General features: G+C 57.8%; 12 protein-coding genes. 2 read left to right on the forward strand and 10 right to left on the reverse strand.

Features of this window, described 5'->3' with window-relative positions; translation table 11 throughout:
• Positions 1 to 7: 7 nt before the first annotated feature.
• Positions 8 to 619 carry a ribosome biogenesis GTP-binding protein YihA/YsxC gene (gene yihA / locus RBB77_RS12015; protein ID WP_353061995.1) on the reverse strand — a complete coding sequence of 204 codons (612 nt, stop codon included), beginning with the start codon at positions 617 to 619 and terminating at the stop codon, positions 8 to 10.
• 99 nt (positions 620 to 718) lie between these two features.
• Positions 719 to 1,546, reverse strand: coding sequence for a hypothetical protein (locus tag RBB77_RS12020; protein WP_353061996.1), 828 nt, complete (start codon positions 1,544 to 1,546; stop codon positions 719 to 721).
• Positions 1,547 to 2,168: 622 nt separating this feature from the next.
• On the opposite strand from RBB77_RS12020, the gene RBB77_RS12025 reads away from it, so the two are divergent.
• On the forward strand, positions 2,169 to 4,277 hold the full coding sequence (locus RBB77_RS12025; RefSeq protein ID WP_353061997.1) for a hypothetical protein: 2,109 nt from the start codon (positions 2,169 to 2,171) through the stop codon (positions 4,275 to 4,277).
• 203 nt (positions 4,278 to 4,480) lie between these two features.
• Complete coding sequence (locus tag RBB77_RS12030) at positions 4,481 to 6,964, forward strand: Ig-like domain repeat protein (RefSeq protein WP_353061998.1); 2,484 nt, start codon at positions 4,481 to 4,483, stop codon at positions 6,962 to 6,964.
• A gap of 19 nt (positions 6,965 to 6,983) precedes the next feature.
• Here RBB77_RS12030 and RBB77_RS12035 read toward each other — a convergent pair whose 3' ends face one another.
• The 8 genes from RBB77_RS12035 to RBB77_RS12070 form a co-directional block, all read right to left on the reverse strand.
• Complete coding sequence (locus RBB77_RS12035) at positions 6,984 to 7,712, reverse strand: ZIP family metal transporter (protein ID WP_353061999.1); 729 nt, start codon at positions 7,710 to 7,712, stop codon at positions 6,984 to 6,986.
• A 114-nt stretch (positions 7,713 to 7,826) separates the two neighbouring features.
• Positions 7,827 to 8,312 carry a DUF4149 domain-containing protein gene (locus RBB77_RS12040; protein ID WP_353062000.1) on the reverse strand — a complete coding sequence of 162 codons (486 nt, stop codon included), beginning with the start codon at positions 8,310 to 8,312 and terminating at the stop codon, positions 7,827 to 7,829.
• A gap of 1 nt (position 8,313) precedes the next feature.
• A complete protein-coding gene (locus RBB77_RS12045; protein WP_353062001.1) occupies positions 8,314 to 9,165 on the reverse strand; it encodes a zinc metalloprotease HtpX in 852 nt (283 codons plus the stop codon).
• A 10-nt stretch (positions 9,166 to 9,175) separates the two neighbouring features.
• Positions 9,176 to 10,516 (reverse strand): carboxypeptidase regulatory-like domain-containing protein, encoded by a 1,341-nt coding sequence (locus tag RBB77_RS12050; RefSeq protein WP_353062002.1) that lies wholly within the window; start codon positions 10,514 to 10,516, stop codon positions 9,176 to 9,178.
• 170 nt (positions 10,517 to 10,686) lie between these two features.
• Entirely contained in the window at positions 10,687 to 10,980 is a 294-nt protein-coding gene (locus RBB77_RS12055) for a hypothetical protein (RefSeq protein WP_353062003.1), read from the reverse strand.
• A 1-nt stretch (position 10,981) separates the two neighbouring features.
• Positions 10,982 to 11,551: a cytochrome c-type biogenesis protein CcmH gene (locus tag RBB77_RS12060; RefSeq protein WP_353062004.1), complete on the reverse strand. Its 570-nt coding sequence runs from the start codon at positions 11,549 to 11,551 to the stop codon at positions 10,982 to 10,984.
• Positions 11,544 to 13,613, reverse strand: coding sequence for a heme lyase CcmF/NrfE family subunit (locus tag RBB77_RS12065; RefSeq protein WP_353062005.1), 2,070 nt, complete (start codon positions 13,611 to 13,613; stop codon positions 11,544 to 11,546). Before RBB77_RS12065 ends, RBB77_RS12060 begins: the two co-directional genes overlap by 8 nt.
• Positions 13,614 to 13,682: 69 nt before the next feature.
• Positions 13,683 to 14,114 (reverse strand): response regulator, encoded by a 432-nt coding sequence (locus RBB77_RS12070; RefSeq protein ID WP_353062006.1) that lies wholly within the window; start codon positions 14,112 to 14,114, stop codon positions 13,683 to 13,685.
• Positions 14,115 to 14,235 lie beyond the last annotated feature (121 nt).

Below are 14,235 nucleotides of genomic sequence, written 5' to 3' on the forward strand. Positions count from 1 at the left end.
TCGAACCCTACTCCGCCACTTCCATCATCTTCGCCCAGAGCATCTTCGTCCCCGCATCGGTCTTCGCCGAAACCGGAAGGATCTCCTCTACCTCGTGAGCCTTTCTCAAAGCGGCAATAGACTTCGCCAACTGATTATTCGAAAGTCGATCCGACTTCGTCCCTACCACCAGGTAAGGCCGTTGCGTCTGCTTAAAATATGTAATCAACTGAGTATCATTTTCCTGCGGTGGAATATTTGTGTCCACCAGACAAATGCATAGCGCTAGCGTCTCGCGCTCCGCAAGATAAGGCTCAATAAACGAAGGCCACTCCGCCGAGATCGACTTCGAAATCTTGGCATATCCATACCCAGGCAAGTCTGCAAAGATCAACGTGGGCCGCACTTTCATCTTGTCGCCCGCACCCTCATGTAGTGCAAAAAAATTGATCGCCCGCGTTCTTCCCGGCGTCGACGACACTTTCGCCTCCTGCGATCCCAGCAACGAATTGATCAGCGAAGATTTGCCCACGTTGGAACGTCCTAGAAACGCAACCTCAGGCGCTCCATATGTCTTCGCTTCAGAAGGGAAGTGCGCGACATCAGTCGCAGACAACAAAAAAACAGGATTCAGCCGCATCCTACGAGTCTACCGTCAATACTCTCCAGTCTCCGAAACAGCGGAGCCGCAAAAAAAGCACCTGCCCCAAAAAGAGGAGCAGGTGCCGTACCGCTAAATCTATTGTTGAGGCGGAGGTGGAGGCAAAGCTGTATCTGACTCACGCGGCTCCCTGGCCTTCACCGTAACCGTAACCGGCGCCGTCAAGTGGAAGCTGATGGTGGACTCGGACGGAATTACAACGTCCTTGTTGCCAGTGAACGCCGCGCCAGCAGTTCCGGCGCCCGCTCCAATCAGTCCGCCGATCAGTGCACCCTTACCGCCGCCAGCCAGTCCTCCTATCAGAGCACCACCACCCGTTCCGCCGCCTATAAACCCGGCGGTCCGTTTTCCCTTACCCTTTTCATCCTTCTCGTAAGAGCTCGTGCTGACAGACATTCCCGAAATCGAGGTCACAGCGATACCAAGCGCACCCGACCCCTTGAACTTCCCGCGACCCTTCGCCGCTACCACCGTACCGACAACGTGTGCCCCGCGCGGAAACACTGTTCCGCCGCCCGAAGCCTTCACCGGAGCAGCCAACACACCGGTGAATCCATCCCCGACATTGTTATGGCTCGCGCTCAACTGTTCGGTCACCGTCACCGTAACTGCAGTCCCTGCCGGAGCTGTAATTCTAACGGGCGGTGGCGGAGGGGGAGGAGCCGCTGCAACTGCCGGCTCTGGAGCAGGAGGCGGTGGTAGGGGCACCGCGGGAACCGACGTCGTCGGCGATCCCCCAGGCGCAGCAGCGGTGGTCGCTGAATTAGGTGCCGCAAGCGTCGCATCGGGGCTCGCACTTTGTGCCGGAGCCGGAGCTGGAGCGGGCGTTGAGCTCTTGCATCCGCTCAAAAGTAGGGTCGACGAAAGAGCTATGCTTGCTGCGAGATACATGGTTTTCAAACGCATGGTCTTTTCTCCGGTCGCAATGATCTGATTGGCGAAGCACTCTACTCGGATAGATTAGCCTTCTTTCCTGAAAGTTGTCCGAAAATTAGAGAGGGGGTCGAGTAAGTCCGGTGTTCAATACCCGGTCGCTCACCAGGCCTGGTTCTGTCACCTCGCCAACTGGTGATTCCTTTTCCTGTGTCGGTTCTTGGCCGTCATTAACTAATCGGCCCTATCCCGGAAGCTGCAATTACTTGCATATCGCGGCGGTCGAAGTTCTTGCAAAACACTGTCTCCGGGGTCCACACTTCAAACTTGCGCTATACCAATGACCCAAAAGTGTCACGAGTTATTTAGCAACAGAATGGCCAACCTCGGTTATGCTCCATCATGAGATGTTGAGAAGTTTTCAGTTGTCCGGTAACTGTCCTCCCCACAGGGGCCTTCCTTCCCGAAGAAGCTCCGTTATCGAAGGATGTTCCAGATGTTCGATTAGAACTTTTGCTTTCACCTGGCAATTCGATACCCTTTTTCCCCAGCCTGTCTCACTCTTAACTTGACGTTATCCCGCTGGTCAGCACAACTTGTCGCTACGGAATCTACCTTGAACCAAACCGTACTACCACCTTCGGAGGGAACACCCATGATTGGCAATTCTTTCGCCCGGCTGACGGGCTCAAAGCGAAATCTGCTCGCGCTTATGGCTTCGAGCGCGGTATTCACCGCCGGTTGCGCCAATATGGCGACGACGGCTTCGAGCACAGCCCCTCTCGGTCAGGCGGCCACACTCAGCGGGAAGATCCACGGAGGCAATCAGCCTGTCGTCGGCGCAACCGTCAACCTGTACTTCTCCGGACTAAAAGGCAGCGGAACGCCAGCCGCTCTCGCCGCTACGACGACGACCGACAGCGCAGGCTCCTTCGCATTTAACAGGGACGCCACCAACGGCGATCCCAATACCGGAAACACGTTCTCCTGCCCTTTAGGCTATGACCCACTGGTCTACGTAATCTCGACAGGCGGAAATACCCAGAACAACGGTGACTCAACCCAGAACAATGCTGCAGCCGCCTTCATCTCGGTCTACGGCAACTGCATGGAACTTACCGCGGCCAATCACGTCGACATGACAGAAGTGACGACTGTAGCCACAATGGCTGCGGTTCAACAGTTCTTCAATCCAGTGCCCGCCAGCGGAATCCACAACTCCATCATCTTCGACGGAACGGGTCAGCAGTCTAACATCGTAACTCAACTGCCAGCCACGATCGCCCTGTTAGCCGATCCTTCTGCAGGCACCGCGGTCACCTCCACGACCATCGCTGCGAGCGGAAGCAACGTCGATCCAAGCGTCTCCGTCATAGCTACGCCCGAGCCCGGCAAAGTCAACCTCCTGGCTAACATCTTGTCCGCATGCATCAATGGCCCCAACAGTTCCACTCCGGCCTGCGGTACGCTCTTTACCTCGGCGACGCCTCCGAACACCGCCTACACGGCCAACTTCTCTACCCCAAGCTTCTCTCAGGCGATCGACACCGTTCAGGCCGTCTATTACCTGCTCACGAATCCTGGAAGTGGTGGCTCTGGAAACATCGCCTCCCTCTTCGGTCTCGCAGGCGGGGTCAGCGGCCCATATCAGCCGGCACTCGCTACCCAGCCCACAGACTGGACCATCGCGATCAGCTACGCAAGCACCAGCACCTGCAGCAGCGCCTCCGGTTCATTCATCAACTCGCCCATCGACATCAATATCGACTCTTTGAATAACGTATGGATCGACAACGTCCAGGCCACCGGCGGTGGCAATCTCTCCGAGATCAGCGGAGCTGGTGTTCCCCTCACCTGCGTCCTCCAGGGCACTGGGAAGTCTCTCGGCGGAGCGACCGTCGACAACTTGGGCAATGTCTGGACTGGCTCAGGCACAAGCCTCTACCGCTACAACAACGGAACCACTCTTGCCTTTCCTGCCACCGTCAGTCCCATCGGCGTCACAGCGGATGGCCTTGGCAACATCTACTTCACTGCCGTCACAGGTGGCGTTGGCTCCCTCTATCAAATCCCGGGCGGCGCAAGCGCGAGCGCAGCCATTGCCCCCATTCAGATCTCCAACACCGTTGGTCCCAACCCGGTGCGCCTCATGCCGGACTATCAGAATAATGGCAGCAACGTCACGATCCAGGGCAACATCTTCGTCTCCACTGGAACCACCTCAGTGGCTGAAGTTTCGCCAAGCGCCAACTTAGCCGCACCAGGCTACCTCAACGGGTTTGTTACCTCCACAATCCCAACCAGCGGCAACTCTTACGGCATATCGCTCGGACCGCAAAATAACCTGTTCGTCTCTGCCGTCGACAGCGGTGCCATTACCGGCCTCACCCTCTCTGGCGGAAACTACGTCCCGCTCAATAATTTCCCCTTTACGACTCCGGGAACTATCGGAATCGCAACTCCCACCGCGATCGCTGTGGATGGTCGTCTCAACGTATGGATTCCGAACAACGCAACCGGCAATACCAGCGTGAGCGAACTGGGAAGCACGAATGGGGCGTTCGGTCTCTCACCCTCCACTGGCTTCCAGAAGGATGCCTCCTACCTTACCTCCGGCCGTGCTCTTGCGGTCGATCAGGCAGGAAACGTCTGGGTTGCAGGCGACGGCACAAACTTCATCACCGAGATCGTCGGCGCAGGTGTACCGATCTTCCAGCCCTACTCACTCGGTCTGCAGAAGGGCCGCTTCCAGAAGATCCCCTAACCCAACGCTTGACCAAACCACAAGAGACCCCGGAGTCACTCCTCCGGGGTCTTCTTCATTCACCCCGTAATTGACCGAAGCATTTCATTGGAGGCTCGTCGCTCTCGGCGTCGATTACAGCCTTGGTTCTTCCAGTAGAGTAAGAGCAGTTGCGAAACACAATCCATTCCATCCTCTCCGCAGAATGCATTTGACGATTCCTCATGGGTAAGCAGAGCCTCCCACATTCTCCCCGCACCAAGTACGACGCCCGCGGGATTGCACTCTTACTTCTCTGCCTCCTGTCTCTCCCCAGGCTCTCCGCCCAGACCGCTTCGGTCTCAGCACTGACGGTTCCCCTCATTCTTCCGTCGGCCATCGTCTTTGACGCAACTGGCAACCTCTACTTCGCAGAAACGGGCAACCACGTCATCCGCAAGGTCGACACAGTCGGCAACATCACGACCATCGCAGGCACCGGCACCCAGGGCTTCTCCGGCGACCTGGGCCTCGCAACCTCCGCGACGCTCGACTCACCGCAGGGCCTCGCGCTCGATACGGCACGCAATCTCTACATCGCCGACACACACAACCAGCGCATCCGCAAACTCAACCTCACCACAGGCGTCATCACAACGATCGCCGGCAGCACCTCTGGCTTCTCCGGAGACGGCGCTTCTGCCCTATCCGCGCAACTCAGCCTCCCGACTGCTCTCGCGCTCGACTCCTCCGGCAATCTTTACATCGCCGACACGGGCAATCACCGCATCCGCAAACTCAACCTCGCTACAGCCATCACGACGATCGCGGGTAATGGCACACAAGGCTACTCCGGCGACCTCGGTGCGGCCACATCCGCTGCCATCGACTCTCCCACGGGCATCGCGTTGGACGCCTCCAGCAATCTTTATCTAGCCGACACCCATAACCATCGCGTTCGCGAAATCAACGCCAATACCGGCGTCATCACCACCATCGCCGGCACCGGCTCACCTGGCTTCTCCGGCGACACCACCGCCGCGACTGCCGCAAACCTGGCGCTCCCCCACGGCCTCACCTCAGATTCCGCCGGCAACCTCTACCTCGCCGACACCGCCAACCACCGCATCCGGCGTATCGATGCCACTACCGGAATCATCACAACCGTTGTTGGCGATGGTACTCAGACCTTTGCCGGCGACAACGGCCCTCCTACCGCCGCCTCGCTTGACAGTCCCACTGCGACAACACTCTCACCCGCCAGCAACCTAACTCTCTCCGACACCGGCAATCAGCGCATTCGTCAGGTCGTAACGCAAACCACCCCAACCTCGATCACCACTGTCGCGGGTCTCGGCCTCACCGCCCCGGGAGTCCTCAACCTCACCGCTCCCTACGTGATCGCCTACGGCACCGGACAACTCACAGCCACTCTCGCCACCAGCCCAGCCACCGGCACCGTTACATTTTTCGAAACCGTCAACACCACAACTAAAATCCTTGGCTCCTCCCCCGTCGTCTCCAACACCGCCACACTCTCAACAACAACCCTGGCTGCCGGCGCTTACAATCTCACTGCAACCTACTCCGGTGACCAAACCCATCCGTCCGCGCAGAGTCCTGCGCTGGCTCTGACCATCACACCCCTGCAACTCACCGCTACCATCGCACCAATCTCCCTCCTCTACGGACAGGCGATTCCAAACCTGAGCGGTACTCTCACCGGCGTCCTTCCTCAAGACGCAGCAAATCTTACCGCTACCTTCATCACCACCGCCACTGTTGGCTCATCCGCCGGCACTTATTCTGTCACGCCTGTCCTCAACGGCTCAGCGGCAGGGAACTACACCGTCGCCGCATCACCCGCAGCGATCACCATCCACCCAGCCCCTACTGTGATCACGCTCAGCAACCTCGTAGCAACCGGCACCACCGGATCGACGGTGACCCTAACCGTGCACGTTGCCAGCACAACGACTGGCACCCCACCCGGTTCTGTCACTTTGCTCGATGGCAATAGCCCTCTCTCCACCACCCCACTCTCAAACTCAGGAGACGCGGTCTTCCTCACCTCGACTCTCGCCCAGGGCGCTCACAACTTCACCGCGGTCTATGACGGAAGCGCGAACTTCACCCCCAGCATCTCCGCCCCTCAACTGATCACAATCGGAACGGGTTCACCCACCAACCCCGACTTCGCGCTCGCCGCAACCGGCACGACTACACAAACGATTCTCTCCGGCGCGAGCACGAGCTTCACCTTTACTGTCCAGGTGCAGAACAATCTATCCAGTCCAATCACTTTGGCCGCCACCGGTCTCCCGAATCTCGCCACCGCATCCTTCAACCCGGCGTATCTCCCCCCTGGCGCTACGCCCAACACCTTCACCATGACCATCGCGACGCCGAAGACGACCGCGACGAACGTCAATCCGCGTGACCGCCTCTTTCAACCATTCCTTGCCACAATCTTTCTGCTCAGCCCCATCGCCGGTCTGGCCTTCCACCCACGCAAACGCGGCGTCGCAATAAGGTTCTTCCTGCTCACCATCGCCGGCATCACACTCCTGCTAGCGAGCGGCTGTGGAGACCGCATCAAAACCGATCCAGCCTTGACCAGTCAGGCTAAGACCTACGCCATCACGGTCACCGGCACAGCCACCGGTCCAACCGGAAACGCCCTGCAACACTCCGCAACCGTGACCCTTGTTCTAAATCCCGCCAGTTGAAACCTAAGCCACACAACAACTATCCCGGCCCCAACAAACGCAGAATAAAAAACACCGCCACACCACCGAGGAAGACCAGCGCCATGCGCAATCCCGGCTCGCGATTCACCTCAGGCACAAGATCCGTAGCCGCCACATAGATCGTCACCCCTGCCGACAGCGGCAACCCCACCCGAACCCAGCTAGGCTCAAGATTAATCACGAGCACACCAAGCACCGTCGTTGCCCCAAGAAACAACGCAGAGTTCAGCGCCGTCGCCGCGCCTCTACCACCGGCCAGCATCACGCTCGCCACGGTAAAGCCCTCAGGAATCTTGTGCAGAAATACCGCGAAGAACAAAATCCATCCCAGCCAATGCGACAGCACAAATCCCGACCCAATCGCCACGCCATCAAAGAATGTGTGAGTCGCTAGTCCCAACAGAACCGAGTAGCTCGTCTTCGCCGCAATCAACTCGTGCTCATGCGTCTGCTCCCCAAAATGAAAATGTGGCACAAGCGAATGCTCCACCAGATGCACCGCGCAGTACCCAACCAGAATCAGCAGTGGAGCAAACCGCGGATTCACATGCAGTCCCTCAGGGATCATCTCAAGCACCGCTGCCGCTAACATAAAACCGGCGCCCAGTGCGACAAAGTAGCGCAGCGCACGCGCCGAAGGCGACTGCCGCACCAACAAAAACCCGCCAAGATAATCAGCCAGTCCCGCCACCAACCCCAGCGTCAGGCTCAACCACAGCGCCGACACCGCTAGCTCCTCAGGCCTATCTTCAGCGCACCGCCATACGTCCCGCGAGACACGGCAGACGCGCTCAACAACACAACCAAGCAGATTTTCATGTTCTTCAGATTCTACCGTCTCTCATTGCGACTCACGAGACAGCACAAACACCACGCCCAAACCGCAAAAGAACACGAATCCCTCTAGCCGTTCCGACAACGTATGCAATCTTTCAAAGTCCACCCGCCCCGGATTTCTCGCTGGAGCCGTTTCCACCACCCCGCCCGCCAGCGCTCGATCCACCTCCATCGCCGGCAGTATCTTGAACTGCGAATAAAACGTTCCCGCCATCATCATCCCGGCCAGAATCATCTCGATCGCAAACTCCACCCTCGCGGTCACGCCGGCCCGCAGCCACAACAGCCCCGTAGCAACATAAAAGATCGCGCCACCCACGAGCCCGATCCAGTGCAACACCCGCAGAGTCCCTCCAACGACGATCCCAGCCTCATGCGCACTCGGCAGACTATGAAACGCCACCGGCGCGACCACAAACGCAAAGAATCCAAGCCCACCCACCCATGCCACCATCGCAAATAACCGCAGGGCCCGTAGAAAAATCTGCATCCTAGACGTAATCCCTTCCAATCAACCGTTGAATTCGTTCCTTCATAGGAGGATGCGTCGAAAAAAGATTCCCAATCCCTCCACTCCCCAGCAAAGGCGCAACGATAAAGAGATGCGCATTCGAAGGCGAAGCCTGCATCGGAATTCTCTTCGAATAGTCCTCCAGCTTCTGCAACGCCCGCGCCAGCGCATACGGATTCCCTGTCGTCGCCGCGCCCGTAGCATCAGCCTCAAACTCACGCGTCCTCGAAATCCAGAGCTGAATCAACGAAGCCGCAATTGGCGCAACGATAATCATTAACAACCCACTCAGCCCACCCCCCCCGCGTCTATCGCGCCCGCCGCCTCCACCACCAAACAACGAAGCCCAATATCCCATCCGCGCCACCATCGTGATCGCACCCGCCAGCGTCGCTGCAATCGAGCTCGTCAGAATATCTCTGTTCCTCACATGCCCCAGCTCATGCGCCAGCACGCCCTCCAGCTCCTCATCATCCAGCAGCTGCAGAATTCCATGTGTCACCGCCACCGAAGCATGTTGCGGATTCCGCCCTGTAGCAAACGCATTTGGCGATTCCGTCGGCAACACATAGATTCTCGGCATCGGCAGTCCCTGCTTAGCCGTCAGTCTCTCCACCGCCGCATACGCCCTTGGCAACTGCTCCCGAGTCACCGGCTGAGCGTTGTACATCCTCAACGCCAACTTATCCGAGAAGAAATAAGTCACAAAGTTGAAGACAACCGATAAGGCGAACGCGATCACCATGCCACTTCGTCCACCAAAGCGATCCCCAATCAGGATCAAAAACACCGTCAGCAACACCAGAAGCAACGTCGACTTGAACGTATTCATCGCCAGCTCCTCAAACTACAGGGCCCGCCACATTAGACGTATCTATATTCCGTTCGCCGCGCGCAAGCGCCCTGCGCAACACCACCTCAAGCGCCGCCTTCTGTTCTGTATACTCGCTCTCGGTCAATTTGCCTTGAAGCTTATCCGTCTCCAGCGCAAAGAGCTCTTCCTTCATCGCTGCAAGCAGGGAATCCGGACCAGCAGCCGTCGCCCCCGCTCCAACCGGACTCGCAACCGGCGCAGGGCCACTCTTCAACATCACTCCCGCACCCACTGCCAGCAACAGCCCAAGCCCACCCAGGATCCACCACTTATACTTCGCCCACGGATCATTCGTCCCCTCCGGATCAAGCGGTGTCCCCAAACCCCCACCCGGTCGCGTATCGCTCGCCGCTGTACCCGCAGCGCCACCCGCACCAGCCTGCGCCGAAGCATCCGCCGTCGCCGCACCACCCTCGCCCGCCGCCGCCGCAGCGCCCGTATCCCGCGGCATCTGCCCAGTCCCCGACACGGTAAAGTCCAACGCCTGCGACGGAGCCACACTCCGCGCCACATAAGTCTGCGCCGTCGTCTCTTCGGTCACCGGCGTATACGGTGCGGACGGCCCCGGCTTAAACGTCATACTCTTCGGCATCATCACCGCGATCGTGTCCGTCGGCATCATCACTCGCGGCGAAAACTTCAAGCTTCCGCTATAGGGCAACTTGTACGTAATCTGAAATCGCGTCTCCCCCGGCCGAATCGGAAAGATAAACGCATAGTGATTCGCCTCTCCCAACGGCACCGGCGAAGCCTGCACCGGCATTCCCCCTGGTGCCAGAGCCGCCGACCCCTCCACCACCGCACCCTCTGGCAGATAAAACTCAAAAGGCCTGTCGCTGAACTGCGTCAGTGGTGGACTCGACTCGTTCTTCACGAAGAAATTCTCAACCACATGCAGCGCCTTCCCGCTCTCATCCGTCTGCAGGCGCATTACATCGGCCTCACTGCTCACACCCTTCACCTTCGCAGCAGCGTTATAAACCTCCACCTCAACCGACTGCGTCCCCGGAGGCGCCGGCCGAAAATAGTTCGCCTTATCATGCGTCACACGCACCAGGTGGATCGCCTGGCTCTCGTTCGCTGGCACGTCCAGTGAGAAGCGGCCCTTCGCGTCCGTCTTTGTCCGCGTAGCCTCCTGCATTCCTTGCTGGAGACGAATCAACACCACGTCATCGCCAGCCGCAGGTTTATTGGTCGTCTTATTTGTAACCGTACCGGTGATCGAATCGGCACAAGCAAAGCTCGAAAACGCCGCAACCATCGCAGCAGCCACAACAGAACGTCGGAGGAAAGAGGATAGAAAGCTCACCCGTCAAGTTTACGTCAAACCTCGGCACGCAATTTGCGATTGAAACAGGGGAGGGAAGTTATCATCCCTACCCACAATTCATTCGGAGCACTCGCAGGTGTCTTTAGCTCTTCGATTTTTTGCGATGACCGTGAAGCATGAGCGGACCACTCGTCATACAGCGGAGCGTACTAAACTCGACTTCGTCGTCCAAATTCACCACGAGCCTCAAGCAATTCCATCTCTGCAATCACTCGCGCAGCCTCATCTTCCAGCCCCGCCCGCTGATCCGCATAGTCTTGCTCAGGATATTTCCCCGCGAGATACTCGAAGTTCAAATCCCGAAGGTTCTCGTATATAACATCCTTTCGCTCCCGCAGATAATCCGCCCGCGTCTTATCCGCCTGCACAAAAGGATTTCGCTCCGGCCAGAAGATGAACCCGAACAGCGCCAACGTCAGCACCACACCTGCAATCATGCCCATGTCAGTACTCCGTCTCCCGTCGAATGCGCTCTCGCATCGCATCACCAGCCATCACAGGCCCAGCCGAACTCGCGGCCCCGCGCTGTCTCGACCGCAACGACCACATCCGAACCAGAAATCCCGTCCCAATCGTCGCCAGCAAAAATACCGCCATCGGCGCAACCCACGCGACGTTGTCAAACCCTCCGCGAATCGGAGACGCGAGCACAATCGCCCCATACTTCGCCGCAAACCAATTAAAGATCGAGGTATTCGATCCGCCTCCATCGATCTGCGCATGCAGTTCACTGATCATTACCGGAGAAACCGGACAACCCACATGGTTGCACTCCAGCAGGATCTGCCCGCATCCGCAGGTGCAGATCATCTCGTGCCCCATCTTCTCGAAGCGCGCATCAGGCGACGCCCCCAGCATCACCACAGCCAGCAAACATACCAAGCCAGCACCAGCAAATCGCCGAAAGCGACCATCGGAAGCCGCAACCGAAGGGGTACACAAGGCACGAAATGCCCGCCCCACGCAGAGTGGGCCCGTCCGGCAGGACAGTCTTGCAACGAAACCCTCAAACATGATGAACCTCAGCCAAATTCACCGGTGTCTCTACCGACGCGCGCGCAGCCGTCCGCGTAAGATTCGGCACCAGCGCAAGAAACGTCCCACCCACCACGATCAAAACTCCAATCCAGATCCAGTTCATCAGCGGGTTCAAAAACACTTTGATGATCGGCCGATCCGTATCAGGATTTTTCCCCTCATAGATCACATACAGGTCACTCGCCAGCGTAGAGTGCAGCGCCACCATCGTCGAAGACGTCTGGCTCGCCTGATAAAACCGCCTCTCCGGAGCAAGCTGCGTAATCTGCTTGCTCCCACGGAACACATCGAGCAACGCATACTCCGTGTCGTAGTTCTTATTGCTGTCCTGCGTGTAGCTCTTGCACACCAGCCGATACGGCCCGAGCTTCAACGTATCGCCAAAGCCCATCTCCTGCTCATGCGATTGATTGAACGCGCCACCGGCGATCCCGATAAACATCACCACAATGCCGAAGTGAACGATATACCCGCCATACCGCCGCGTATTCCGTCGCACCAGCAGCACCGTGGAAGCCAGCAGATTCTTCCCCGTCTGCGTCGCCACCACGTTTGCTCCACGCAAAAACTCAGCCGCAATCGCCGTAGTTACCCCAGCCGCGAGCGTAAACGTCACCAGCGAAAACAGGGTAGCTTGCCAATCGTCTCCAGCTTCCCACGGCCTCACGCCTACCGCCACCAACACCACCAGCGCGACACCCATCGCAATCGAAGGCAAAATAAAATTCCGCCGTATCGATCGCAGCGAAGTCGAACGCCACGCCAGCAGCGGCCCAATCCCGGTCAGAAACAGCAGAAACAATCCAATCGGCAAGTTCACCCGGTTATAGAACGGTGCCCCCATCGTGACCTTCGTGCCCTGCACATACTCGCTCAACACAGGAAACAGCGTTCCCCAAAGCACCGTAAAGCAAGCTGCCAGCAAGATCAGATTGTTGAATAGAAAACTAGACTCGCGGCTCACCAGCGACTCCAGCCTGTTCTCGCTCTTCAAATGATCCCGCTGCTTGAAGAACGTAAACAAGCAAACCGCAAACACAATCAGAATGAAGCCATAAAACCAATCACCAATCGAACTCTGCGCAAACGCATGCACTGAGCTCACAATCCCAGACCGCGTCAGCAGTGTCCCCAGAATCGTCAGCATAAACGTCGAGAAGATGAGCCACACATTCCAGCTCTTCATCATCCCGCGCTTCTCCTGCATCATCACCGAGTGCAGAAACGCCGTCCCGGTAAGCCACGGCATCAACGAGGCGTTCTCCACCGGATCCCAGCCCCAGTACCCACCCCACCCCAGCACGCTATAAGCCCAGTGCGCACCAAGAAAAATCCCGCACGTCAAAAACAGCCACGTCACCATGGTCCAGCGCCGCGTAATGTGAATCCACTTCTCCCCCGGATACCGCATCATCAGCGCACCCAGCGCAAACGCAAACGGAACCGAGAACCCCACATATCCCAAGTACAGCATCGGAGGATGAATCACCATCTCCGGATACTGCAGCAGCGGATTCAACCCAAACCCATCCGTCGCCACCGGTCCCGGCTGAATCGCAAACGGAGGCGCCGCAAAATTCAACAGCAGCAAAAAGAAGACCTGAATCCCTGCCAGAATCGTCGAAGCAAACGCCGACAGCCGCACATCCACCTTGTGCCGCATCCGCAACACAAACCCATACGCCGAAAGCAGCCACGCCCACAACAGCAGCGAGCCCTCCTGTCCCGACCACAGGGCAGAAAACTTATATGCGGTATTCAGATCTCGATTGGTATGGTGCAGGATATACGAAACTGAATAGTCGTTGGTAAACGAAGCCCATACCAGCGCAAACGCCGCACAACTCAACGCTACAAAACTTGAGATCCCCGCCCGCCGCGCCGTCTCACCCAGCCGCCCCGCGCCGCCATCGACTCCTGCCGCCATTCCTCGCGTTCGCCACAGCGCAACCCCACCCATCACCAGCGTGTAAGCGCTCAATGCCAAAGCCAGCAACAGCGTAAAACTACCAAACTCCGGCATCGGATGCAGTCGCATGAATTCCCCTGCCCCATTCTCTCAAGGACAGACCGTATCAGCAATAAACCATCGTTTACCGGACACGCTCTACTGGGCTGTCAACTGCCCCGAATCGTGGCTCCCATCCCGAATCAGCCCATGAACCGTCGCCAGCAGGTGGTCCGGCATCAGCGGCTTCATCCGAAACGTCACATTCAAGTCGACATACTCTTCTTCGGCCTCCTCCAGCCCGCTGATCACAAGCACCGGGATCGTAGGATTGGTCTTGCGCAAGGCTTTTACAAAATCCGCCCCGTTCATCCCTGGCATCACATGGTCGGTAATCACCAACCCGATCTCTGCAGGGAACTCCCCACCCCGGATCTGCTCCAGAGCTCTGCAAGGATTCAGCGCTGCGATCACAAAATAGCCCGCACGCTTCAGAATCGTCTGCCGAGTGGCCGCCTGCACAGCATTATCGTCAATAAGAAGAATGGTGGCTGGCATGCGAGAGATCGCTTGTTCCAGGGGAGAATTCATCAACAAATCCAATTCAGACCTCTTTCCACAACCTTAGTCAGGCAAATCTCCGGTGATCTGACCAATTCCACAGTCGGATGCAAAATCTCGGTAAAACGTTGGTACTTGATCTCCACCTTCT

Origin of the sequence: Tunturibacter psychrotolerans (assembly GCF_040359615.1) — a bacterium.
In the GTDB taxonomy this organism is placed as follows: domain Bacteria; phylum Acidobacteriota; class Terriglobia; order Terriglobales; family Acidobacteriaceae; genus Edaphobacter; species Edaphobacter psychrotolerans.